Genomic DNA, 24,433 nt, shown 5'->3' with positions numbered 1-24,433 from the left:
ATTTTTCTTTTGATACTATCTCGTAGCTCTTTTATAAGCTTCTTTTGCTAATTCTAAAGCTTTCTCTGCTTCTTTAACTCGCTTGGCTTTAGCTTTCCTAGGATCTTCGTTATTCACAATATATTTCAAGTTTTCTACTATTTTTTCAATCTTGTTTTGAAACTTTTTAGAAGTCAACTCTCTTTCTACAAAAATTCTGATGCCTCCTTCTGAAACTTTACATTTAAATGCTTCTTCGTCGTTTTTTTCAATTATCCAGAAAGTAGAATCGTTTGTATTCGTAAACTTCATTCCATCAAGATTGTCTTGCAAGTATCTCGATACATTATTTGTTAATTCATCTCTATAAGAGGCTCTAAATTTAAACGTTGAATTGGTTTTCTTTACAGAAATGGAACTTGAACCACTACTATGATTACTTGATGAATTTGTGTAAGTAGTGCTCTGTGTTACACTATGCGTTGTTGATGTTGATGGCGGTGTAGGTGGCGTTGGTGGTGTTTGAGCACTTAATGTAAATGCTGTTAAGAAAATTGCTGTGATTGTTACTGTTACTAAAGCTCTCATGTGTATTTATTTTTAAAATCAAACCTTGTTTTTAGTCAATAAAATGACTGTCTCTATAATTTTGTGTTATAGAAATTCTATTATTTTTATATGTAATTGTGTTTATTTTTCTAGAGAAGCTATCTTAAATTCTAGCCCTACTCCTCTTATGCTTTCAATTTTTATATTCGCATCATCTTTAAAGTATTTCCGTAGTCTGCTTATAAAAACATCCATACTTCTCCCTGAGAAAAAATCATCAGTATTCCATACTGCATTCAATATTTCATCTCTTTTTAATAATTGATTTTTATGAGTAAACAAAAACTGAATTAATTCGGCTTCTTTTTCAGTTAGTCTTTGTGTATTGTCCTGTAATTTTAATATTAGCTTTTGTGGATTAAAATCGTAATTCCCAATTTTAAAACTATCTGTTATTATTACATTGGTATTGCTTTGTTGACTCCTTTTTATAATATTTTGTAACCTGAGAATAAGTTCGTCCGCTTCAAAAGGTTTAATGATATAATCGTCTGCACCCAGTTTCAGTCCTTTAATTTTATCCTCCTTTTGGTTACGTGCCGTTAAAAAGATAAATGGAACTTCTGGATATTTTTCTATTACCTTTTCTGCCAGTGAAAAACCGTCTAACTTAGGCATCATCACATCAAAAACACAAATATCAAATGTTTCATCCATAGCTACCTGCAATGCCTCTTCTCCATTCTTTGTCCAAGTAACATTGAAATTATGCAACGTTAAATACTGCTTTAAAATATTTCCAAAATCGATATCATCCTCAGCTAATAGTACTTTTTTCATCTTACACAGGAATTTTAATTGTTATTGTTGTGCCTTTTTCTAACTCGCTATCTAATTGGATAGTTCCTTGATGTGCTTTTACAATTTGATTTACATAATACAGTCCTAATCCTAAACCTTTTACATTATGTATCGTTGTATTGTTTACTCTGTAAAATTTATCAAATATTTTTTTGTGGTTCCTTTTTGCAATCCCAATACCATTATCTTTTATTATTAACACACCATGGTTGTTTTCTTTTTTCAACCTAATATCTATTGTATCTCCTCCATATTTAACGGCATTGTCTAATAAATTTAAAATAGCTGTATTAAAATGAAAAACATCTAAGTTTAAATTCACTTCAGGCGCTGAATATTCAAACGAAATAGTTACTTCCTCCTTTTGAATTTTATAATCGTCAATCAAGTTTTTTAAATGATATTGAATAACTACATTTTCCTTTTGTAGATTGATTTGTTCAAAGCCCAACGAATTATTCACCACTTGATCTATTAAATTTTGCAATCGAACACGCTGCCTATTAATTGTACTAACCACTGATTGAAACATTTCTTTATTCTCCGCTATATTTTTCTGTTGTAATGTTTTTGTTGCAATACTTAAAGTAGCTAAAGGCGTCTTTAATTCGTGTGTAATATTATTTACAAAATCGGTTTTAATATCAGCATTCTTTTTCTGTTTTACCAAGCTATACAATGCATAAGTAAACAACCCAATTACTGCTATTATTGACAAAAAACTTAGCAAAAGCACCCAAAACATACGTTTAAAGATTTCACTCTTCCAATTTATAATATCTATATAGCTCCTAGTTTTTATTTTAAAACCAATATTATTTTTTTCACTACCTTCATTAACTGTTTTACTCACAGTTTCCCAGTCACTTTTATTATAAAAGAAACGTGTTTTTGGGTTTAGTTCTTTACCATATAATAAAACCGATTCATTATTTAGTATTGTATCATTTACTTCCCCCAATAGAATAACTGAAGTTATTTCTTTTTGGAAATCTACAGGGAATAGTAATTTCTTTGTTTTTATTTTCTCTTCAAAGTAAGTTACAAACTCTTTATTTATACTATCTCTATGAAGAGTAAAGCTTTTAAGCAATTCTCCCTTTGTAATTTTTCCTTCTTTATAGGTTTGAGCATCTTTTTTAAGTTCTACTAAATATTTAGTATCCCAATCAGGACTATCATCTGTTTCTATAAATGCTAAGTCCTTTTTTACTTCATTAAAAAACAAGTCACGTTGCAACGTAAAAGTGTTTTTTATTAATGAATACTGTATTGTAGATAAGGTTACAATAGCTATTATTGATACAATTATTAATATGTTTATTCTTCCTTTCATTACTCCAAAAATAGTGTAAACTTCTTGTAAAAATGCATGTTTATAGACCGTTAACCTTGTATTAACCGTTAACAGAAATCTTATTAACATAAAAAATATTTTAACTCTACACTTGTAGAATTAAATTTTATTTCTACATTTGTAGAGTTAATTCTAAACATGTAGAAATGCAATTATCAAAAACTGAAGAACAAGTAATGCAATTATTATGGAAACTAGACAAAGCTTTTATGAAAGATTTGCTAGCAGAATTTCCAGAGCCTAAACCAGCTACCACAACTGTAGCTACTTTATTAAAAAGAATGAAAGACAAAGGCTTTATTGATTATAAACTTTTTGGAAAATCGAGAGAGTACTATCCTAAGGTTAAAAAATCAGATTACTTTTCTAAACATGTTAATGGGTTAATTAAAAATTTCTTTAATAATTCTGCAAGTCAGTTCGCATCGTTTTTTACTGCTGAAACAGATTTATCGATTACCGAATTGGAGGAATTAAAAAACATTATTGATAATCAAATTAAAAAACAACAATAATGGCTAGCTATTTAATTAAATCCGGTATTTGTTTAGCAGTATTGCTACTCTTTTATCATTTGGTATTAGAGCGCGAAAAAATGCATCAATTTAATCGGTTCTATTTATTAGGAAGTATAATATTTTCTTTTGTGGCTCCTTTATTTGTTATTTATACACAAGTTCCTATTGAGGTTACTGAAGCTCCAGCAATGCTGAATTATACAATTGTTGATATAGAACCAGAAATTCCACAAGAATCCCCTATTAATTATTGGAATATAGCCTTAGGCTTTTCAGTTTTTATTTCACTTCTTTTAACCATTCGCTTTGGGTATAATCTATATAGAATATATAAGAAGATAACTTCCAATATAAAAGTTACCATAGATAAAGCACATCTTATTTTAGTTGATGATCTTATAAGTCCTTATACTTTTTGGAATTACATTTTTATAAATAAAGAAGAATACAATTCTCAAAAAATAGAAGATGAATTATTTACACACGAATTAACACATGTAACCCAAAGACACACTATAGATGTATTACTTATTGAAATACTAAGAATTGTCTTTTGGTTTAACCCTCTATTTTATTTCTTAAAAAAATCAATTCAATTGAATCATGAATTTATTGCCGACGGAGAGGTGATAAATAACTATAAAAATATTTCTGAGTATCAATATTTATTACTGAATAAAGCTGCTTGGAACAACGATTATTACTTGGCCAGTAATTTGAATTATTCATTAACAAAAAAACGATTAGTTATGATGAGCACTAAAACATCAAAAGTCAATAATTGGCTTAAAAAGCTGGCGGTAATTCCGCTGCTAACTGGAAGCATCTACGCGTTTGCAGAAAGAGTAGAAATCTATGAAAAAATAGATAACTCTATACTTTTAGACACTGAAGTTTCTAAAGATTTAAAAACACCTATTTTAAATACAACACCTGTTTTAAAAATAGATTCAAAAACTAATAAGTACTATTTAAATAATCGCTTAATTAAGTTAGACAACTTAAAAAAGGAGTTTTTACTAGAAACCAATGGTAAAAAATCAGATTTAAAAATAGAAACGGATGAGGACCTTGTGGTTATGTCTTTAATAAAAGATATTACAAAAAGGCTGACTAAAAAATATTTAAGTGAAATACACATTACTGATAACAAATATATTTTAGGAGATACAAGCTCAGTAAGTCTTGAAACAATAAATGATTCAGATTATAAATCTACACCAGAGTATCATTATTTAAAACAAACCTTTTGGATAAAGGATAAAAGTGGTAAAAAGGTTTCTAAAAAATACCATGAGCTGTCTGATTACTACAAAAAGAAGTGGTTGCTTTTTCCTACTAACCCAGAAAGCTTTAAAACATTATCTAAATTTGAATTCAACAACCTTAAAAATGCTAACGTTTATGTAGTAAGAATTAATGGGGTTGTTATTAACAATAATGATTTAAATAAATATAATCCTGACAATTTTGTTACTTTTTCTTCAAGAAAAATTTCAAAGTATGCCAAGCTAAAGCAAGAATATCATTATAATTTATTAACAAAAGAAGGTTTTAATTCTTATAATTTACTTAAGGAAATTCAACAAAAAAGAAAATCTTCTAAGCAAAGTATTGCTGATGGTGTAAACCCAACGTATTTACAAGTAGCTTTGGATAAAAACAAACCTTTAAACACAAAACTTGTAAAAAGAGATACCTTAAAAGAAATATCTCGCCAAGAGTACATGTATCGTAATATGGTGATACGTAAAAAGGATAAAAATGGAAACATTATTTCTAAAAAATATAATGAACTAACCGATGATGAGAAAAGAAATTTACCTCCTCCTCCTCCATTAGTCTCTAAAAAGAAAAAAGTTTCTAAGAGTTTATTAGAAAAATTAAAAAATGGAAAAAAATATGCTATTTGGATTGACGGAAAGCATGTTGGCAATGATGCTCTTAATAAGTATAATAATACAGATTTTGCTACATTTTTTGGAAGTTTTGTACATAATAATGCTCGAAGTCAAAAATTTCCGCAACCATATCAATATTCATTAAGTACACATGCGTATTTTGATGCTCGAAATAAAAAAGTTGTTAAAAGTTATAAAAAATGGAAAAAACAAAATAATGAGTCTATAAAAAAGTATACTTCTTTATACAATTCATACGAAAAATTAAGAAACCAAAAACCTCATTATATAAGTAGTTCAAAAAAGAGAAAAGAACAATTAAATAACTTATTCTCTAAACTTGGAACGCTATATTATAAACTATCTAAAACAGATAAGAAAAAAGTTAAAAGAGCTATAAACCCAGTACATCCTTATGTGGCACTTACAAAAAACAATTCAACTTTTTATAAGTTAAAAAGCGAATTAACCGCTGAAGATAAAAAACTTCTTCCACCACCACCTGCTCCTGTTTCAATAAAAGTAAAAAAGGGGAACACTAGTAGCATACCTCCTCCTCCACCGGTAGTAAAAAAAGGAGAAGATTCAAATATTCCTCCTCCACCGGTTCCAGTATCTATTAAAGTAAAAAAAAGAGAATTAACAAAAGCGTCATTACCAGCTGTAAAAAAAGGGAAAGGCCTAATGATACCTCCGCCGCCACCTCCAATGACAGCTAGTGAATTAGTGTTTAAATATCCAAAAGCCACTTATTATTTTAATAATAAAAAACTAAAGCATAAGGAAGCTATAGAGTTAACTAAAAATACTAATGAGTTAAGAGTTTCAACACAAGATGTTGATAATAAAAAAGTAATTAAGTTTACTACTAAAGAGTATGTATCTTCTCAAAAAACAGTCAGCATAGATAAAATAAATAAGTTAACTAATAAAGAAATTTTAAATTTACCTAAAGGAAATACTAAAGAAATCACCTATTATTTAGACAACAAACTTATTTCTTTGGCAGCATTCAATAAAATTAATAAAAACAATGTTGCAACTATATATGTAAAAAGAGGTAAAGAAGGTAAAAATTCAATCTACGTTACTAGCAAGTAATCAATTTAAAATTATGTTAAAAGCCTCACAATGTGAGGCTTTTTTGTAACATTTTTTTCAAACTATCGTTCTTACTGTATAAGCTTATATTCATGATCAAAGATTTTTTCCTCTTATGCTCTGGTGTGGATCAGAATTTAATTAATGATTGTTCCAATGGAGAGCAAAATAAGTACGCCGGTATTGGTGCTACTGTTTTTTTTACAGCCCTAATGGCTACCATAGCTTGTAGCTATGCCTTATATACTGTTTTTGATAATATATATTCTTCTATCTTTTTTGGTTTTCTTTGGGGATTATTAATTTTTAATTTAGACCGCTTCATAGTTTCTACTATAAAAAAGAGAGATTCTAAACGTCAAGAAATTCTACAAGTAATTCCTCGCTTATTGTTAGCACTCATTATTGCTATGGTTATTTCTAAACCTCTAGAGTTAAAAATATTTGAAAAGGAAATTAATCAAGTTTTGTTAACTGAAAAAAATCAAATGACTTTAGAGAACAAAACTCAAATAGCTCTACAGTTTACTCCTGAGATTGATAAAATAAAAGAAGAAATAGAAGTTTTAAAAACTGAGATTGTAGACAAGCAAAAAGAAACTGATACTTTGTATGAAACCTATATAGCAGAAGCTGAAGGAAGAAAAGGTACTAAACTTCTAGGAAAAGGACCTGTTTATAAAGAAAAAAGAGAAAAACACGATGCTTCTTTAGCCGAACTAAACGAATTAAAAAAAGTAAATTCTGAAAAGATTAGCCAAAAAGAAAGTGCTATTACCAATTTACTTGAAAAACAGAAACTAACAGAAACACAAACTCAACCTATTATCTCTAGCTTTGATGGTTTAATGGCTAGAATAAATGCTTTAAACAAATTACCTTGGTTACCTTCTTTTTTTATTTTTTTATTGTTCTTAGCAATTGAAACCGCTCCTATATTTTCAAAACTAATAAGTCCAAAAGGAGAATATGATTTTAAATTAGAAAATCAAGAGTCGCTTGTAAGAACCTGGATTCAACAACAAGTGCATCAACGTGAATCTGTCTTACAAACCGATACAGATCTTAACAACAAAGTATATTCCGATTTAAAAACCGAAGAAGAAATTTATAATTACAAACAAAAAATGGCTCGTAATTTATTAAAACTACAAGCAGATTCTTTTTATAAAAACCAACAAGAAATTTTATAAAACGACTTATTAGTTAAGTTTTTAATGCTTTTTTTCTACCTTTGTTTTTACTAATCAAAAAAACAATTGCATGAAAAAAACAGGTTACGTTATCGTAATGATAACGCTATTGTTATGTACTAAACTCTTCTCTCAAGAATCCATACAACTCTCTTCTTTACTTATCCCTTTAGAGTTAAAAGAAAATGCTAATGCAGTAATTAGACTTAATGAAACTACTGTTAATGTTTTGGCTGTTGATGAAATGGTAGTTAAAGAAAAGAGAATAGTTACTGTACTCAACAAACTTGGTAAAACACATGTAGATGCCTACAAGCATTATAATGATGACACAAAAATAACAAAGTTAACTGCCATTATATATGACGCATTAGGAAATAAAATAAAAAAATACTCAAAAAAAGATTTTCAAGATGTTAGTGCCATTGATGGTGGAACTCTATATTCTGATTCTAGAGTAAAGTACTTAGAATATACACCAACCTCATATCCATATACTGTAGTTTTTGAATCTGAATACAAAAACTCTTCAACAGGCTTTATTCCTAGATGGTTTCCAATTGAAAGTTACAATTTAGCTATTGAGAAAAATGTTTATCAATTAAATAATTCTAAAAATATTCCTTTTAGAAAAAGAGAAAAAAACTTTGAAGGCTATCCAATTGAAAACACTTCAAATGAATATAATTTAAAGTACACACTAACTAATCAAAAACCTATAAAATATGAAAGGTATACTATAAATTTTGAGGATTTTTCACCTAATCTTTCTGTTTCCCTTAATCAATTTAGTTTAAAAGGCATTACTGGTAAAGCAGAAAACTGGAAAGAATTTGGTAATTGGATGTATAACAAACTATTAATTAACCGAAATCAACTATCACCAGCAACCATTGAAAAAGCAAAAAATTTAGTTAAAGGTGTAGATTCTCCAATTGAAAAAGCAAAAATTATTTATGATTATGTTCAAAACAAAACTCGATATATTAGTGTACAAGTAGATATTGGAGGTTGGGAACCAATTGCAGCAAATAAAGTTGATGAAGTAAGTTATGGAGATTGTAAAGGTTTAACAAATTACACAAAAGCCCTTTTAGATGCTGTAGGGGTTAAATCCTATCATACACTTGTATATGCTCAAGATCAAAAAAACATAGATAAAAACTTCACTGCTCTCCAAGGTAATCATATGATTTTAAACATTCCTAATGAAGGAAATGATATATGGTTAGAGTGTACTAGTCAAACAACTCCTTTTGGTTTTTTAGGAGATTTTACTGATAACAGAGATGTATTAGTAGTTACTCCTCAAGGTGGAATCATTAAAAGAACTCCCTCTTATATTAATAACGACAACCTTCAAACAATTAAAGCCAACATTAATTTATTAGATGATGGAAGTATAAATGCTTCTTTAACAAGAAAATCTTATGGCACACAGTATAGCGACAAATATCGTATTGAAAATTATCCTCCCAAAAAACTAAATAAATATTATACATCTAATGTTTGGGACTACAATAATAATTTAGAAATTGAAAGTGTAAAACATACAAATGATAAAGATAAAATTGAATTTACTGAAAAAATAAATATCAAAATTGAAAAATTTGCAAGTTTAAGAGATAGTAGTTACTTATTTAAACTTAACGTATTCAATAGAATTACTGGAGTTCCAAAAAAATATAGAAAAAGGCAAAGACTTTTAAATATAGAAAGAGGATTTACTGATAAAGATGAATTTACATTCAAAATCCCAAACGGTTATTTAATAATGAATTTACCAGATAATAAAAGTATTGATAATAAATTTGGAACCTACAAATTAACATTTGAAAAAATAAATGAAACTTCCTTCAAGTACACTAGAGTGTTCTCTCTAAAAAAAGGAATTCATCCAAAAGAAGATTACAAAGCCTATAGAAAATTTAGAAAAAAAGTTGCTAAACTCGATAACTTAAGAACTGAGTTAATCAAAAAATAAAAAACACTATGAAAAAAACACTATTCATCCTTGCATTGATGCTATCGCTAACAACAGTTGCTCAAAAAATAAAATTTGGTAAAGTTTCCAAAGAAGCTTTAGAAGAAAAACTCAATCCAAAAGACTCAACTGCTAGCGCTTCTTATTTATATAAAAAAAGAAGAACTTATTTTAAACACGAACAAGGTAATGGAGGTTTTCACGTAGTAACCGAATACCATGAAAGAATAAAAATATATACAAAAGAAGGGTTTAAATATGCTAACAAAAAGATTAATTATTATAGACCCAAAGTTGGAAAAAAAGAAGATATTTCATCAATTAAAGCATACACATTTATTATAGAAAATGGTAAAATTGTAAAACACAAACTTCAAAGAAAAGATATTTTCGATGAGCAAATAAACAAATATAGAAGTCAAAAGAAAATAACGCATCCTAATGTAAAAGAAGGAGCTATTATAGATTTAAAGTATACTATAAAATCACCTTATTGGGAAATTAGAACTTTAAATTTTCAATATCCCATTCCAGTCAAAAAATTAGATTATAAAGTAGAAATTCCAGAATATTTCGTTTTTAATAATTCTTCTAAAGGATATTATGGTATTATTCCACAAAAATCTAAAAAAAATCAATCTATTATACTTAATTCTAAAACTAGATCTGAAACAGGTAGTATAAAGGCAACATTTCATTCCACTAAAGTTCCTTACCTTACTAAGGTCGATGCTTTTTTTAAAGAAAACATACCTGCTTTAAAAACTAACGAACCTTTTTCTGGGAGCTTAAACAATTACAGAGGAGCTATTCAATATGAATTAGCAGGAACAAGGTTTCCTAACTCATCATATCAAAATTATTCCACTACATGGAAAAATGTTTGTAAAACAATTTACAAATCTTCTAGTTTTGGTAAAGAATTAGAAAAAAGCAGCTACTACAAAAAAGATTTAACTAACCTTATTAGTACCGCTAAAAATGATTTTGAAAAGATTGCAATCATATTTCAATATGTAAAATCAAAAGTAAACTGGAACGAATTTATAAGCAAATATACTGATATAGGTGTTAAAAAAGCTTACAAAGAAGGTGTAGGAAATTCTGCAGAAATAAACCTTATGCTAACATCTATGCTTCGTTTTGCTGGTTTAAATGCAAATCCAGTTTTAGTTAGCACTAAAAGCAATGGAGTTCCTCTATTCCCTACTCTTGATGGTTTTGATTATGTTATTACCAAAGTAAATTTTTCAAATGGAAAATATGCTTTATTAGATGCAACTGAAAAATATTCTTACCCAAACATACTACCTTACAGAACATTAAATTGGTATGGGAGAGAAATTTTTAATGATGGACTTTCTAATCAAGTTAATCTCGTTCCCTCTACTCCAACTAAAGAAAATAACATTTTATACTTAAAAATTGATAATACAGGAAATATTGAAGGAATGTTCCGAAGATCTTTAACAGATCATACTGCTATGTTTTATCGTCAAAAATATAACTTTAAAAAGGATGAAGATCGAATAACCAGTTTAGAAGAAAAATACAACATAGAAATTGATGAATTTAAAGTACTAAATAAAAAAACATTAGGTAAACCTATTTCACAATCGATAAAGTTCACTGGAGATAGTCATATTGAAGAAATTAATAATAAGTTATACTTTTCTCCTTTATTCTTCTTAGCTATGACAGAAAATCCATTTAAATCTAAAGAAAGAAATTTCCCTGTAGATTATGTAATGCCTTGGCAAGAGAAATTTTCTGTTTCAATCACAATACCAGAAGGCTACACTGTTGAATCCTACCCTCAAAAACTAGCTATAGGGCTACCTAATAACCTTGGAATATTTAAATATAATATTTCAGTTACTGAAAATAAGATAAAACTATCTTCTTTATTAGAAATCAAAAAGAATATAATTGCTCCACAATATTACAGTTCATTGAGATTATTTTATAAACAACTTATTGAAAAGCAAACAGAAAAAGTTGTCCTAACTAAAAACAATAAGAAAATTTAAGATTATAAAAAATATATTGAACCTAATTAAATTGCTATGAAAAAAATATTATTACTATTTATATTAACCTTTTCGGCAACAATAGTGGGGCAAAAAATAAAATTTGGTAAAGTTTCTAAAGAAGCTTTAGAGGAAAAATTTTATCCTTTAGATTCAACCGCTGAAGCTGCTTATTTATATAAAGAAAAAAACATTTCATACACTTATAGTTATGATTACGGCTGGAGAATTATAACTAAAGTAAAAGAACGTATTAAACTTTATTCAAAAAATGATCCTGATATAATTACAAAAAAAATCAGGCTTTTTACTTCTGGTAGCAGAACTGAAAAAGTTTCATTAATAAAAGCATTTGTCTTTAATTTAAAAAACAATAAAATTGAAAAGACTAAATTGAATAAAAAAGATGTCTTTAAAGAGGTAATAAATAAAAATTGGTTTTCCACAAACTTTACTATGCCAAATGCTCAAGATTATTCGGTTATAGACTTAAGTTATACAATCACTTCTCCTTTCCCTTCCCATATTGATAAAATATATCTTCAAGATAATTATCCTATAAAGGAAAGCAACCTAATAGTTAAAATTCCAGAATACTTCACTAATAAATATCATGTAACTGGATACTTACCATTAAATTTGGATAAAAGCTCCAAACAAAGAAAAATTCCATATAGATACACTAAAATGGTTAATCAAATTAATGGTTATCAATCTAAAAAATTTAGTGGTGTTCTAGAATTTAATGATATTATTTATACTATAAACAAAAAAAACACTCCAAAAATTGCCAAAAACGAGCCCTATATTCTTAATCTAAACAAATATAAATCTGCTATAAAATTTGAAATAAGTGGAGTTAAAATTCCTAATACCATATATAAATCTTTCTCCAATACTTGGGAAGATGTATGTAAAACTGTATATAATTCTTCCAGCTTTGGCGGAGAACTAAATAAAGATAACTATTATAAAGATGAGATTATTAATATTACTACTTCGACAAAAAACAATACAGAAAAAGCAATAAGAATATTTCAGTTTATCAAATCGAAAATTAAATGGAATGGCTATTATGGAAAGTATGTAAATAAGGGTGTAAAAAAAGCTTATAAAGAAGGTGTTGGAAATGTTGCTGAAATTAATTTAGCATTAACATCTATGCTACGTTCTGCTGGATTAAATGCTAATCCTGTTTTAATAAGTACTATAAAAAATGGCATACCACTTTTCCCTACAACAGATGGTTTTAACTATGTGATATCTAAAGTTAATCTTTCCAATGGACAACATATACTATTAGATGCTACAGAAAAATACTCTTCACCTAATATCCTACCTTTTAGAACATTAAACTGGTACGGAAAAGAAATTTTAGAAAATGGAATCTTACAAGATACAAACTTGATACCTTCATCTCTTTCTAAAGAGAATGATGTTTTACATATAAAGATTAATGATACTGGATCTATTCAAGGAATGCACCGAAAATCTTTAACAGGACATAAAGCTATGTATTATCGTCAAAAAAACAATTTAAAGAAAAAAGAAGACCGAATAACTAGTTTAGAAGAAAGATATAACATAGAAATTGATGAGTTTAAAATTTTAAATAAACAATCTTTAGGTAAACCAATTATACAGTCTATAAAATTTACTGGAGATAGTCACATAGAAGAAATAAATAACAAATTATACTTTTCTCCTTTATTCTTCTTAGCTATGACAGAAAATCCATTTAAATCTAAAGAAAGAAATTTTCCAATAGATTACGGAACCTCTTGGCAAAATAAATTCACAGTATCTCTTTCAATACCTAAACAATATAGTATCGAGTCATATCCAAAGGAACAAGCTATTAGACTTCCAGATAATCTTGGTTCTTTTAAATATAAAATTATAGTTCTCGGAAACAAATTAAAGCTAACTTCAATAACACAACTAAATTCAAATAGTGTTTCTCCTGAATATTATAAAGTTTTACAAGAATTTTACAAACAACTTGTCGAAAAACAAACAGAAAAAATTGTATTAATTAAAAAATAATGAAAAAGTTACTCTTAATTTTAATTTACCTACTAAGCTTAAATGGTTTTTCTCAAAAAAGTAAATCAACTAAAATGGGAAATATAAATATTCTTGACTTAACCATGAAAGAATATAAAAAAGATACAACCGCTAACGCAGTGGTCCTTTATGAACACGCTAATTATTACTTAGATGAAAAAAGGAATTATGATAAAACCACCGATTATTATTTTAAGATAAAAATATTAAAAAAAGAAGGTGAAAACAAAGCCACAGTAAAGATTCCGTTATATGGAGATGAAAAAATACATTCAATAAAAGGAATTACTTATAATATTTCTGATCAAAATAAAATTTTAAAAACTCACTTAGAAAGCAATAAAATTTATACCGTTGATTTATACAACAAGTGGAAAGAAGTAACTTTTACACTTCCCAATATTAATCCTGGCTGTGTTATTGAATACAAGTATTCTGTAACATCTCCTTATTCTAATATTGACGATTGGTATTTTCAATCAGACATTCCTAAAATTAAAAGTGATTTTACCGCTGCTATTTTAGGAAACTGGAAATACAATATTAGAATTATGGGATTTTTAAAACTTAATAGAAATAATACTTCCATAAAAAAGAACTGCATAGATACATCTAGTTTTAATAGTGGCGATTGTTTAATTTTAGACTTCGGAATAGATAATATCCCAGCCTTTAAGGAAGAAAGTTACATGTTAAGCAAAGAAAACTTTATTTCTAAACTAGTTTTTGAACTTCAATCATACACAAATCTATCAGGAAGTATAAAAAAATACACCAAAACATGGAAAGATGCCGACAAAAACTTGAAATATAACTTTTTAGATAATCAAGTTTCTAAAAAACATTTTTTCAAAAATGAATTAGCCTCTGACCTGTTCTTAATAAAAGATGATTTAAAAAGAGCTCAGAAAATTTATACCACTATTCAAAATCATTTCACTTGGAATGAAAAATATTGGCCTTCAAAAAAAGTAAGAATAAAAAAAGCTTATAAAAATAGAATTGGTAATATTTTCGATATTAATCTATCATTATACAATGCTCTTCAAGCCGCTAACATAAAAAGCTATTTAGTACTTACATCAACAAGAAATAAGGCTATACCAACTAAACTACACCCAGTAATAAATGATTTTAACTACTTATTAGTTAAAGCTGTAATTAATGATAAAACTTATTTTTTAGATGCAACAAAGAAAAAATTACCCTTTGGTTTAGTTCAATACATGGCTTTAAATGGAGAAGGTAGAGTAATGGATTTTAAAAAAGGAAGCTATTGGGAAACCATTACTTTAAGTAAAATAACTTACAGGACTACAAAAGCATTATTATCTTTTAATGAAGAAAACGAATTAAACGGTAGTTTAATGGTTTCTACTAATGGATATTTTGCTGCAAATGATAGAGAAGAAATTAGCGAATCTAGCAAGGATGATTATATCGACAACTTTGAATCCGAACATTCAAATATCGAAGTTGAAAATCTAGATTTTAATAATTTAGAACAAAATAACAAAGCCTTACATCAAATTTACACCATTGCTTTTAATGATTTTGATCTTAACAATAAAATTAGAATGAATCCTTTTTTAATAGATAGATTCACTAAAAACCCTTTCAAACTTAATCATAGAGATTATCCTATAGATTATGCTTTCCCAAGAAAATACACATATATATTATCCTTAAAACTACCTGAAAGATATAAGTTTAAAAAACTACCTGAAAGTAAAGTACTGGCTTTACCTAACAAAGGAGGTCAATATATTTTAAAAGTTAAGAGCATTAACAATACTCTAAATATATATTTTAAACTAAACATTAATAGAAGAACTTACTCTAATGACGAATACTACCATTTAAAGGAGTTCTATAACCAAATAATTAAAGCACAAGATGTTTTTATTGAAATTGAAAAAACGAACGATTAATCGTTCGTTTTTTTTATAATAATGATATTACGTTAGAGCTTTTAACTTCTCCAATAGTAAATGTACTATGAGTACTACCAATATGTTTTAAGGCTGTAAGTTTATTTACCATAAACTCACGATACTCATCCATATCCTTAACATAAATTTTTAAAATATAGTCATAATCACCACTTACATGAAAACACTCTGCCACTTCTTCTAATTTATTTATTTCTCTTTCAAAAGCAGCAATATATTCTTTGGCATGTTTTTCTAATTTAATATGGCAAAAAACTAAGAATGATTTCCCTACTTTATTTTTATTAATTAAAGCTACATATTGAGTAATTATCTCACTTCTTTCCAACTTTTTTATACGTTCGTATACTGCTGTTACTGATAATCCTAATTCTAATGAAAGCTGTTTCGTGGTTTGCTTACTATCTTTTTGAAGTAATTCTAAAAGCTTTTTATCAATTCGATCTAATTTCATCTGAAAAATTTACGTTTTTTAAACTCATCAATTTTAAAAAACCATTATAAAAACTAATTATTCAACAAAATAAAGAATAAAAAACTACAAACATTAATTTTAATTGATTTTTAATCAAAAAAACAAGTCATTTATAGTCCTATAAACAACTAAACATATACACAATGGACTTTAAACCAGCAAACAATATTCAAGATTTACAATACTTTGGAGAATTTGGAGGAGTAAATCCTTCTATTTCTGACTCCTCTACTTACACCTTCATAAAAGCAAAAACAATGTTTGATACTTTTGAAGGAAATACAGATGGTTGCTACTTATACTCACGTCATACTTCTCCTTCTAACTTATATTTAGGTGAAGCTTTAGCTGCAATGGAAGGAACAGAAACTGCAAATGTAGCTGGTTCAGGAATGGGAGCTATAACAGCAACTATTTTACAAATTTGTGGAGCTGGAGATCATATTGTTTCAAGTAGAACTATATATGGTGGTACTTATGCTTTTTTAAAGAACTTTACACCAAGAATGAATATTGAAACATCTTTTGTTGATATTACAAAACTAGATGTAATAGAAGCTGCTATTAACAGCAATACAAAAATGATTTATTGCGAATCTGTTAGCAACCCTTTACTAGAAGTAGCAGATATTAAAGCTTTGGTTGCCTTGGCTAAAAAATACAATTTAAAACTTGTTGTTGATAATACTTTCTCTCCGTTATCTATTTCACCAGCACAACTTGGAGCAGACATTGTTATTCATAGTTTAACTAAATTCATCAATGGGTCATCTGATACAATGGGAGGAGTTGTTTGTGCGAGTACTGATTTTATCAACGCTCAAAAAAGTGTTATCGATGGTGCAAGTATGTTATTAGGTTCTTCTATGGATTCTTTACGTTCGTCGTCAATATTAAAGAACATGAGAACTCTACATATTCGAATGAAACAACATAGTAAAAATGCAGCTTTTTTAGCTGAAAAATTCGAAGGTCTTGGTATCAAAACAGTATACCCTGGTTTAAAATCACATCCATCTCATGAAGTTTACAAATCAATGATGAATAATGAATACGGTTTTGGTGGAATGTTAACTATTGATGCTGGTTCTTTAGACAAAGCCAATGCTTTAATGGAATTAATGCAAGAAAAAAACTTAGGATATTTAGCTGTAAGTTTAGGGTTTTATAAAACTTTATTTTCAGCTCCAGGAACATCAACCTCTTCTGAGATTCCTGAAGAAGAGCAAGCTGAAATGGGACTAACCGACGGTTTAATCCGTTTTTCTATTGGATTAGATAATGATATTGAGCGTACTTTTGAAATGATGAAAGGCTGCATGCTAGAAATAGGTGTTTTAAAAGAAGAAGCCTTAGCATAAGACTTAACTAAATTCTAAAAAAATGGCAAACAGAATGGTTTAAAACCTGTTTGCCATTTTTTATTTACCATAAAAACGCTTGGTAAATTCTTTTAAATCATCTTTTGACGGTGGTTTACCAGAGAACGGCACCATATCCCATCTATTATTCTCTTTCATTAATTCAAATCTAAACATAGATGTTTCTGAATTATTAGGATTCAACAAAGGATATCTTAAATCTAAATATTGAATATTTTTAGATGAATCCATAGGTACTAAATTATAATAACCATTACTAAACCAGGTTAAGACTTTAATATCTTTATGATTCACATCTAATAAATCACGATTCTTAGGAATTGTTAAAATGGTATCTAATTCTGATTTTTTATCTAATAAAGAATAAAATCCAACTTTATAATCGTTTTCAGTTTCAGCAATTCCATACCACAAAACATTATTCATAATAGTAGGTTGAGTAGAAAATCTACTATAAGAAATATCGGCTCTATCAAACGATTTTTTAAACACAGAATCCATATAAATTTTATTTCCAATAGTAAACAGCATATAGGCTGAACTAATATAAATTCCAGCTTTAACCCAAACTCTTCTTCTTGTTCGTTTTCTATTATAAAACATAGCCACAATTAAACACAATAAAAAAGGAAGCGTATATAAAGGATCTACTACAGAAATATTATTAAATGCAACTCTATAATCGGAAAAAGGTAAAAATAACTGAGTCCCGTAAGGTGTAAAACTATCTAATAAAGGATGGGTAAAAATGGATAGAAAAAATAGCCAAATCCAGTTTTTTAACGTAGTAGTTCCTTCACGTTTTCCTTTATCGTATAGTTTAAAAGTGATCCATCCAAATAGAAAAGAACCAAAAATAGAAAATAATATCGAGTGCATAAATCCACGATGAAAAGCCATTGCATCTATTTCATTTCCATACAACCATCCGCCAATAAACACATCTAAATCTGGTATAGTACCTCCTATTGCACCAAACAATAATGCTTTATTTCCTATCTTTTTTCCTAGTGCTATTTCTCCACAAGCAGCACCTAAAACAATTTGAGTTAATGAATCCATAGGTAACAAATGTACTAAACTGATTCTACTTGTATAATTCTTTACAAAATCGTAACATTACAAACCGAAAAAAACCACACAATGCAAGACGATAAAAACTTATCCGAAATCGATATCGAAGGTCAAAAAATTATAGCTAATAAAGAACTAAGTATATGGGAAGCTTTAATTCCTGTAATAGCATTAATAACAATGCTCGCTTACAATGTTTTTGTTTTTGGTGATAATGCTTTAAGTGGAAGTAATCAATTCATTTTAATACTTGGTGGTGCAACAGCTGCTATTGTTGGATTTAGAAACAAAGTTTCATACAAAGTTATGATTGATGAAGTTGCAGAAAACATTAAATCTACAGCTGGAGCTATTTTAATACTACTTATGGTAGGAGCATTAGCAGGAACTTGGCTTATTAGTGGAATAATTCCTTCAATGATTTATTATGGGTTACAAATTTTAAATCCTACAATATTCTTAGCTGCTTGTTTAATTATTTGTGCTGTAATTTCAATAGCTACAGGTAGTTCTTGGACAACTGCCGCAACTGTAGGTATTGCCTTAATTGGTATTGGTGAGGCCTTAGGAATTTCTTTAGGAATGACTGCTGGTGCTGTTTTATCTGGCGCTTATTTTGGCGATAAAATGTCTCCAATGTCAGATACAACAAATTTAGCTCCTGCAATGGCTGGTACGGATTTATTTACTCATATTAAGTACATGGCTTATACCACTGTACCAACTATTATTGTTACCTTAATCTTCTTTATCATTTTAGGGTTTACACAAAATACTACAGGAACTGCAGATACTCAACAAATGCTTAGTGATATAAACAAAGCTTTTAATATTAACCCATTTTTATTTTTAGTACCTATAGCAGTTGTTATTTTAATTATGAAAAAAACACCTCCTTTAATTGCTTTATTAGCAGGAACATTATTAGGTGGAGTTTTTGCGTTAATTTTCCAACCTCAAGTTGTTGCTCAAGTTGCTGGTGTTAAAAGTTTAGATTTTAACTCAGCTTATAAAGGGGTAATGAATGCTATTACAGTAAAAACATCAGTAGCTACTGACAATGAAGTTTTAAAAGACTTATTTACAGCTGGAGGTATGGAAAAAATGCTGGGAACTATATGGTTAATTCTTTGCGCCATGATTTTTGGTGGTGTAATGGATGCTATTGGGGCACTAGCTAAAATTAGTAGTTTCTTATTAAATTTATTTGATTCTGTTTTTGGGTTATTTGCAAGTACAGTAGCAACATGTATTGGTTTAAACTTTACTGCTTCAGATCAATACTTAGCTTTAGTGGTACCAGGTAAAATGTACGCAAAAGCTTATCAAGATAAAGGACTAGCTCCAGAAAACTTAAGTAGAACTTTAGAAGATTCTGGAACCGTAACTTCTGTTTTAATTCCATGGAATACTTGTGGTGCATATCATTCAGGAGTATTGGGAGTTCCAGTAATAGACTACGCTTTTTATGCTGTTTTTAACTGGTTAAGTCCGTTTATGACATTATTATTTGCTGCGTTTAGAATAAAGATTAGAGAAATAATCAAAAAATAATATCAGGCCTCACTTAAATAGTGAGGCTTCTTTTTTTATGATAGAAAAAGCTAACATTAAAGATGCTGAATTATTAACTAGTATTGCACTAACTTCAAAAGCACATTGGGGCTATTCAAAAGAACTTATTAATAGTTGGAAAGATGATTTAACTGTTAGTCCCAAAATGATTGAGGAAATGATGGTTTATAAATTCATCTTTAGTCAAAAAACTATTGGATTTTATATTTTAAATCAGCCCCAAAACAATACAATAGAATTAGAATTTCTATTTGTACACCCAAATGCTATTGGTCAAAAAATTGGAAAACAATTATTATCACATGCTATTGAGAAAGCTAATAACTTAAATATTCAAACAATGACATTATTAGCTGACCCCAATGCACAACCTTTTTATGAAAGTCAAGGTTTTATTTCAACAGAAAAAAAAGAAAGTTCTATTCCGAATCGGTTTTTACCACTAATGAAGTTAAATTTAAAATAACCGAGACTAATAAAAAAACCCAAGGACTTCCATGCAACAAAACATCAAACCAATCTTTAAATTGCATTGCATGCTCTCCTGAAAATGCATTACCTCCAGCAATCCATTTTAATTTACCAACAATATGAGGAGGTTTAAAAGGTGCTAAACCTAAAGTTAAACTAGCAATTAAAAATAGCTTCCAATTTTCTTTTAACTTTTGTTTCATTATTTATTATATAAACCAGTTCCAAACAACTCCAAAACGAATTACAAAATCTCTATATGGATAATTAGGAGCTGATAAATAATTTTTCTTTAAGAAAAAAGAGCTTATGTTATCTGCTTTAAAATAAATACGAGTTCTACGAACTCTACCATTAAAAAATAAATCAACAGTTGGATAACCTATTTCTGTTGTATTTTGTAAAGTAAATTCAGCTAATAACGGATTATAAGCGTTGGCCTTATACTTTGAAAAATAATTAAACGTTGCTCCAATTTGAACAAACAACGGATTTCCTTTAAACCAATTATCAGAATAATATAAAGTATTTCTAGTTACTATTTCTGGTACTCTAAATACATCACTTCCACTAGAAACCTTTTGATACATTACTGTATTATCTAAAGCAAATTTACCAACCTTAAACTCTTTAGATACTTTGGCTTTTAAATAATTAACACTACCTGAAAATTGTTTAGGTAAGTTATTTTCATCAAAATAAGTATAATTATCAATATTAGTAATATCTAAAGATGCATTACCCCATTTCGATTCAAAAACTCCTCCTAAAGTTTGAGTTCCTACTGATGCAAAATTATTCTCCCAGTTATACGCATTATAACTACTTTGATGTAATAAGAAATTAAAATTAGGAAGTTTATTACTAATTCCTAATTTAGCTTTCACAGTAAACAAACTATCTTTTTTATATAACGCTTCAGCTTTTAAGTTATTCCCCGAAAGTCTTCCACTACCAGGAGTTAAGTTTGCCGATGCGTTTACATAAAAGTTTTTAATTTTACCATTCCAGTCTGCTCCAAACGAAACAGCATCTCCTTTTAATTTATTTTTAGTTATTCCTACTAAATTGTTTTGTAAATTATCGTAACCATAACTATATGTGGTATAATCAGCTTTAACTCTAAACCTTCCTAGTACATATTTAGAATTAAAATCTAAAAACACTTGATTATTATATAATAAGTAGTTTGTTTTATTATTTACAACACCTAAAATCTCAGCATTACCAAAAATTGTAGAGGTTGTTGAACTCTGATTAAATCGATAAAATTTTGATTCTCTCGTAAAAGAATGCCCTATTTTTAAATTTGAAAAATCTCTTGAATTTAAACTATCTCTTGAAGATAATAGTTTGTAAGTCTGTTCAAAATACAACCGTTTACTATCAAAAATATTCTCTGCATTATCTAAGTTAACGTCTAACCTTCCTCGATTACCACTAAAGTTTGGATCATCATTTAAAAAAGAAACTAAAGCTGCATCCGTTAATCCTCCACTTTCCTGATTAAAAAAATCTTGATTAACAATTTGTCCTCGTATCGCATACTGATCTTTTGGACTCTCGTATCTAAAACTTAATCTAAAATTACCTGTGCTCGATAATGATCTTCTATAAGCCCCCAACGAACGAAGCCCTTTATAGGCTATTCCTACATTAAATCTCTTAGAGAAATTTGCTGTAAACAAAGCATCTAAAACTTGTCCTTGTTCTAAACCAGTTCTATACATAATTTCAGTAGTAGGCGTTGGAACATGGTAATAATCTACATCTTCAATTCTAAAGTAATTAAACTGCTTTGCTCTAAAACCAATGTCAGGAAATCTAGAAACATCATCAAAAGTATACGCTAGATTATTAAATGTTTGTCCTTGATTATGAAATTCTAGCAATTCAAAATTATCTTTTCTTAAAAAATTGAATTTGTAATGTTTTTTTATTGTTAGTGTAGTATCTACAATTGTCGTATCATTTTTAAATGATATAATTTTATAATCTGTATATTTTGTTTTCCCACTAAGTTTTACTTCAATCTCATCATTAGGTAAAGAATCATTAACTTGATTAAACCCTCCAGTTGATCTACCAAAACCACCGTTTAGCGATCCTATTTGTGAAAAAAGTGTTTGAATACTTACCAAACAAAATAACACTAAAAAAATTTTCTTCATGACAACAAAAGTAAAATAATTAAACGACAAAAATTGTGAATAATTTCTTTGAAAACTGTTAATTTGTAGCATGTTGAAATTAAATTATAGTGGAATTAGTCTTGAAGCCGGAACAGACGAAGCAGGAAGAGGCTGTTTATCTGGCCCTGTTGTAGCCGCAGCTGTTATTTTACCTGAAAATTTTCAACACGATCTTTTAAATGATTCTAAGCAACTTTCAGAAAAAAAACGACAGGAACTCCGTCCTTACATAGAAGAACATGCCTTGGCTTATGCTGTATCTTTTATTCATCATGAGGAAGTAGATGAACTAAATGTGTTACAAGCTTCTATTACTGGTATGCATAGATCAATTGAACAACTTTCTACTCAACCTGAATTTATCATAATTGATGGTAATAAATTTAAACCTTATAAAGAAGTCCCATATCAAACTATTGTAAAAGGAGATGCTAAATTTATGAGCATTGCAGCGGCTTCTATTTTAGCAAAAACATACAGAGATGAATTCATGGAAAAAATTCATCAAGAATTCCCACAATACAATTGGAAAAAAAACAAAGGATATCCCACAAAAGAACATAGAAATGCTATTAGAGAGCACGGAGCGACTCCTTACCATCGTAAATCGTTCAAATTGTTACCCGAACAACTTAAATTAAAACTTTAGTTTTTCTATTTTTGTCTTCCAATTTTTTAGAAGATGATAAAAAGAACACGTGCAGAGATTAACAAATGTATTATTCACAAAGTTGCTAATAAGTACAATAGCGGACAAAATGCTTTATCAGAAAGCTTAGTTCGATTTGATGAAGAAAGTTATGAGTTATTAATGCCTTTTTTACTAAAGAACTTTGGAAATGTTACGCAAAGTTATCGTTTTAGCCATCATGCTGATGTTCGATTAAATGAATTGAATAAATACTCTTCTGACATTTTTGAAGACGATAGTAATGAAGTGTTTATCGAAAACTCTAAGAACATCGTAAACCACTTATACGAACAGTCTAATTCTGCAAATATTAAAACAGGTGATGTAATTGTTGCTTATTTTGAAGGTATCGAATATAAAGATGTTTTAACAGAAGCTGTTGGAATTTTTAAAATTGAAAGTAAAGTAGATTTTTTCCAAACTTATTTAGATGATGAAAGCTTTGATGTTGTAGTTCAAAAAGGTATTTCTACTAAAAAACTTGATAAAGGTTGTTTAATTTTAAACTCTTCTGATACGGAAGGAACGGTTGTTTTATCAGTCGACAACAATAACTACGATGCTCAATATTGGATTAAGAATTTCTTAAGTGTAAAATATGCTGACGATCGTAATTTACACACTCAAAACTATTTAGAAATGTGTAAAGAGTTTTCTGAAGAGGTGATAAAACCAGAATTTGGAAAACAAGAACAAAGTAATTTCTTAGCGAATACTGTTGATTATTTTAAAGAACATGAAAGTGTAGATTATCATGGTTTTAAAGATGAAATTTTTGAAGAAGACAAACATAAAGATATGTTTGAAGACTACAAAAAGCATTTCGAAAAACTGAATGATGTATTAATTCGTAATAATTTTGACGTATCAGATGCAGTACTAAAAAAGGAAAAAAGTAAATTTAAAACTGAAATAAAGCTAGACACTAACATTCAAATTAAAATTGATGTTGATGCTCCTGATGCTTCTTCAGAATATTTAGAACAAGGATATGATGAAGATAAAAAAATGAAGTTTTATAAGGTATACTATAATACTGAGAAATAAATATCATTCTCAACAAAAATAAAAAGGTCAAAAC

Annotated in this window: 19 protein-coding genes; 12 read left to right on the top strand and 7 right to left on the bottom strand. The window is 28.3% G+C overall.

Translation table 11 applies throughout. The annotated features are described in order from the left end of the window. Positions 1-15: 15 nt before the first annotated feature. The 3 genes from ACOQN8_RS08760 to ACOQN8_RS08750 form a co-directional block, all read right to left on the bottom strand. Entirely contained in the window at positions 16-567 is a 552-nt protein-coding gene (locus tag ACOQN8_RS08760; protein WP_420552393.1) for a hypothetical protein, read from the bottom strand. Positions 568-669: 102 nt separating this feature from the next. Further along, positions 670-1,368, bottom strand: a complete 699-nt coding sequence (locus tag ACOQN8_RS08755; RefSeq protein ID WP_420552392.1) for a response regulator transcription factor — start codon at positions 1,366-1,368, stop codon at positions 670-672. A 1-nt stretch (position 1,369) separates the two neighbouring features. Then, on the bottom strand, positions 1,370-2,815 hold the full coding sequence (locus ACOQN8_RS08750) for a sensor histidine kinase (RefSeq protein WP_420552391.1): 1,446 nt from the start codon (positions 2,813-2,815) through the stop codon (positions 1,370-1,372). 77 nt (positions 2,816-2,892) lie between these two features. Here ACOQN8_RS08750 and ACOQN8_RS08745 point away from each other — a divergent pair, with 77 nt between their 5' ends. The 7 genes from ACOQN8_RS08745 to ACOQN8_RS08715 all read left to right on the top strand — a co-directional run bounded on the left by ACOQN8_RS08745 (position 2,893) and on the right by ACOQN8_RS08715 (position 15,471). Further along, positions 2,893-3,261: a BlaI/MecI/CopY family transcriptional regulator gene (locus ACOQN8_RS08745; protein WP_235275092.1), complete on the top strand. Its 369-nt coding sequence runs from the start codon at positions 2,893-2,895 to the stop codon at positions 3,259-3,261. Continuing rightward, positions 3,261-6,266, top strand: coding sequence for a M56 family metallopeptidase (locus ACOQN8_RS08740; protein ID WP_420552390.1), 3,006 nt, complete (start codon positions 3,261-3,263; stop codon positions 6,264-6,266). The genes ACOQN8_RS08745 and ACOQN8_RS08740 overlap by 1 nt, the downstream gene beginning before the upstream one ends. A gap of 92 nt (positions 6,267-6,358) precedes the next feature. After that, a complete protein-coding gene (locus tag ACOQN8_RS08735; RefSeq protein ID WP_420552389.1) occupies positions 6,359-7,459 on the top strand; it encodes a DUF4407 domain-containing protein in 1,101 nt (366 codons plus the stop codon). 70 nt (positions 7,460-7,529) lie between these two features. After that, a complete protein-coding gene (locus tag ACOQN8_RS08730) occupies positions 7,530-9,443 on the top strand; it encodes a DUF3857 domain-containing protein (RefSeq protein ID WP_420552388.1) in 1,914 nt (637 codons plus the stop codon). An 8-nt stretch (positions 9,444-9,451) separates the two neighbouring features. Then, positions 9,452-11,473, top strand: a complete 2,022-nt coding sequence (locus ACOQN8_RS08725; RefSeq protein ID WP_420552387.1) for a DUF3857 domain-containing protein — start codon at positions 9,452-9,454, stop codon at positions 11,471-11,473. A gap of 36 nt (positions 11,474-11,509) precedes the next feature. After that, complete coding sequence (locus ACOQN8_RS08720; protein ID WP_420552386.1) at positions 11,510-13,519, top strand: transglutaminase family protein; 2,010 nt, start codon at positions 11,510-11,512, stop codon at positions 13,517-13,519. Next, positions 13,519-15,471, top strand: a complete 1,953-nt coding sequence (locus ACOQN8_RS08715) for a DUF3857 domain-containing protein (protein ID WP_420552385.1) — start codon at positions 13,519-13,521, stop codon at positions 15,469-15,471. Before ACOQN8_RS08720 ends, ACOQN8_RS08715 begins: the two co-directional genes overlap by 1 nt. Positions 15,472-15,484: 13 nt before the next feature. Here the strand turns inward: ACOQN8_RS08715 and ACOQN8_RS08710 are convergent, their stop codons facing one another. Next, complete coding sequence (locus ACOQN8_RS08710; protein WP_272151373.1) at positions 15,485-15,946, bottom strand: Lrp/AsnC family transcriptional regulator; 462 nt, start codon at positions 15,944-15,946, stop codon at positions 15,485-15,487. A gap of 164 nt (positions 15,947-16,110) precedes the next feature. On the opposite strand from ACOQN8_RS08710, the gene ACOQN8_RS08705 reads away from it, so the two are divergent. Next, entirely contained in the window at positions 16,111-17,328 is a 1,218-nt protein-coding gene (locus ACOQN8_RS08705; protein WP_420552384.1) for an aminotransferase class I/II-fold pyridoxal phosphate-dependent enzyme, read from the top strand. Positions 17,329-17,388: 60 nt separating this feature from the next. Here the strand turns inward: ACOQN8_RS08705 and ACOQN8_RS08700 are convergent, their stop codons facing one another. Further along, on the bottom strand, positions 17,389-18,411 hold the full coding sequence (locus ACOQN8_RS08700; RefSeq protein ID WP_420552383.1) for a metal-dependent hydrolase: 1,023 nt from the start codon (positions 18,409-18,411) through the stop codon (positions 17,389-17,391). Positions 18,412-18,492: 81 nt separating this feature from the next. Here ACOQN8_RS08700 and nhaC point away from each other — a divergent pair, with 81 nt between their 5' ends. Both nhaC and ACOQN8_RS08690 read left to right on the top strand, forming a co-directional pair. Beyond that, a complete protein-coding gene (nhaC, locus tag ACOQN8_RS08695; protein WP_420552382.1) occupies positions 18,493-19,977 on the top strand; it encodes a Na+/H+ antiporter NhaC in 1,485 nt (494 codons plus the stop codon). A 37-nt stretch (positions 19,978-20,014) separates the two neighbouring features. Continuing rightward, positions 20,015-20,464: a GNAT family N-acetyltransferase gene (locus ACOQN8_RS08690; RefSeq protein ID WP_420552381.1), complete on the top strand. Its 450-nt coding sequence runs from the start codon at positions 20,015-20,017 to the stop codon at positions 20,462-20,464. Here the strand turns inward: ACOQN8_RS08690 and ACOQN8_RS08685 are convergent. After that, positions 20,418-20,672 carry a hypothetical protein gene (locus tag ACOQN8_RS08685; RefSeq protein ID WP_420552380.1) on the bottom strand — a complete coding sequence of 85 codons (255 nt, stop codon included), beginning with the start codon at positions 20,670-20,672 and terminating at the stop codon, positions 20,418-20,420. The genes ACOQN8_RS08690 and ACOQN8_RS08685 overlap by 47 nt on opposite strands. Before the next feature lie 6 nt (positions 20,673-20,678). Then, complete coding sequence (locus ACOQN8_RS08680) at positions 20,679-22,640, bottom strand: putative porin (protein ID WP_420552379.1); 1,962 nt, start codon at positions 22,638-22,640, stop codon at positions 20,679-20,681. 70 nt (positions 22,641-22,710) lie between these two features. Here ACOQN8_RS08680 and ACOQN8_RS08675 point away from each other — a divergent pair, with 70 nt between their 5' ends. Further along, the gene (locus ACOQN8_RS08675; RefSeq protein WP_420552378.1) at positions 22,711-23,310 is read left to right on the top strand and encodes a ribonuclease HII; all 600 of its coding nucleotides are present in this window, start codon (positions 22,711-22,713) and stop codon (positions 23,308-23,310) included. Positions 23,311-23,343: 33 nt separating this feature from the next. Further along, complete coding sequence (locus ACOQN8_RS08670; protein WP_150901078.1) at positions 23,344-24,399, top strand: nucleoid-associated protein; 1,056 nt, start codon at positions 23,344-23,346, stop codon at positions 24,397-24,399. Positions 24,400-24,433: the final 34 nt, after the last annotated feature.

It is taken from the genome of Tenacibaculum aiptasiae, assembly GCF_965221665.1.
Taxonomy (GTDB): domain Bacteria; phylum Bacteroidota; class Bacteroidia; order Flavobacteriales; family Flavobacteriaceae; genus Polaribacter; species Polaribacter aiptasiae.
The sequence above is the reverse complement of the archived record's forward strand: the minus strand, read 5'-3'. Positions and strand labels throughout refer to the sequence as shown.

Excerpts from the sequence above, each read along its gene's own strand:
- ACOQN8_RS08690 (WP_420552381.1), top strand. The coding sequence starts at position 20,015 with ATGATAGAAAAAGCTAACATTAAAGATGCTGAATTATTAACTAGTATT.
- ACOQN8_RS08735 (WP_420552389.1), top strand. The coding sequence starts at position 6,359 with ATGATCAAAGATTTTTTCCTCTTATGCTCTGGTGTGGATCAGAATTTA.
- ACOQN8_RS08700 (WP_420552383.1), bottom strand. The coding sequence starts at position 18,411 with ATGGATTCATTAACTCAAATTGTTTTAGGTGCTGCTTGTGGAGAAATA.
- ACOQN8_RS08740 (WP_420552390.1), top strand. The coding sequence starts at position 3,261 with ATGGCTAGCTATTTAATTAAATCCGGTATTTGTTTAGCAGTATTGCTA.
- nhaC (WP_420552382.1), top strand. The coding sequence starts at position 18,493 with ATGCAAGACGATAAAAACTTATCCGAAATCGATATCGAAGGTCAAAAA.
- ACOQN8_RS08745 (WP_235275092.1), top strand. The coding sequence starts at position 2,893 with ATGCAATTATCAAAAACTGAAGAACAAGTAATGCAATTATTATGGAAA.
- ACOQN8_RS08685 (WP_420552380.1), bottom strand. The coding sequence starts at position 20,672 with ATGAAACAAAAGTTAAAAGAAAATTGGAAGCTATTTTTAATTGCTAGT.
- ACOQN8_RS08720 (WP_420552386.1), top strand. The coding sequence starts at position 11,510 with ATGAAAAAAATATTATTACTATTTATATTAACCTTTTCGGCAACAATA.
- ACOQN8_RS08715 (WP_420552385.1), top strand. The coding sequence starts at position 13,519 with ATGAAAAAGTTACTCTTAATTTTAATTTACCTACTAAGCTTAAATGGT.
- ACOQN8_RS08710 (WP_272151373.1), bottom strand. The coding sequence starts at position 15,946 with ATGAAATTAGATCGAATTGATAAAAAGCTTTTAGAATTACTTCAAAAA.
- ACOQN8_RS08705 (WP_420552384.1), top strand. The coding sequence starts at position 16,111 with ATGGACTTTAAACCAGCAAACAATATTCAAGATTTACAATACTTTGGA.
- ACOQN8_RS08750 (WP_420552391.1), bottom strand. The coding sequence starts at position 2,815 with ATGTTAATAAGATTTCTGTTAACGGTTAATACAAGGTTAACGGTCTAT.
- ACOQN8_RS08680 (WP_420552379.1), bottom strand. The coding sequence starts at position 22,640 with ATGAAGAAAATTTTTTTAGTGTTATTTTGTTTGGTAAGTATTCAAACA.
- ACOQN8_RS08730 (WP_420552388.1), top strand. The coding sequence starts at position 7,530 with ATGAAAAAAACAGGTTACGTTATCGTAATGATAACGCTATTGTTATGT.
- ACOQN8_RS08755 (WP_420552392.1), bottom strand. The coding sequence starts at position 1,368 with ATGAAAAAAGTACTATTAGCTGAGGATGATATCGATTTTGGAAATATT.
- ACOQN8_RS08670 (WP_150901078.1), top strand. The coding sequence starts at position 23,344 with ATGATAAAAAGAACACGTGCAGAGATTAACAAATGTATTATTCACAAA.
- ACOQN8_RS08760 (WP_420552393.1), bottom strand. The coding sequence starts at position 567 with ATGAGAGCTTTAGTAACAGTAACAATCACAGCAATTTTCTTAACAGCA.
- ACOQN8_RS08675 (WP_420552378.1), top strand. The coding sequence starts at position 22,711 with ATGTTGAAATTAAATTATAGTGGAATTAGTCTTGAAGCCGGAACAGAC.
- ACOQN8_RS08725 (WP_420552387.1), top strand. The coding sequence starts at position 9,452 with ATGAAAAAAACACTATTCATCCTTGCATTGATGCTATCGCTAACAACA.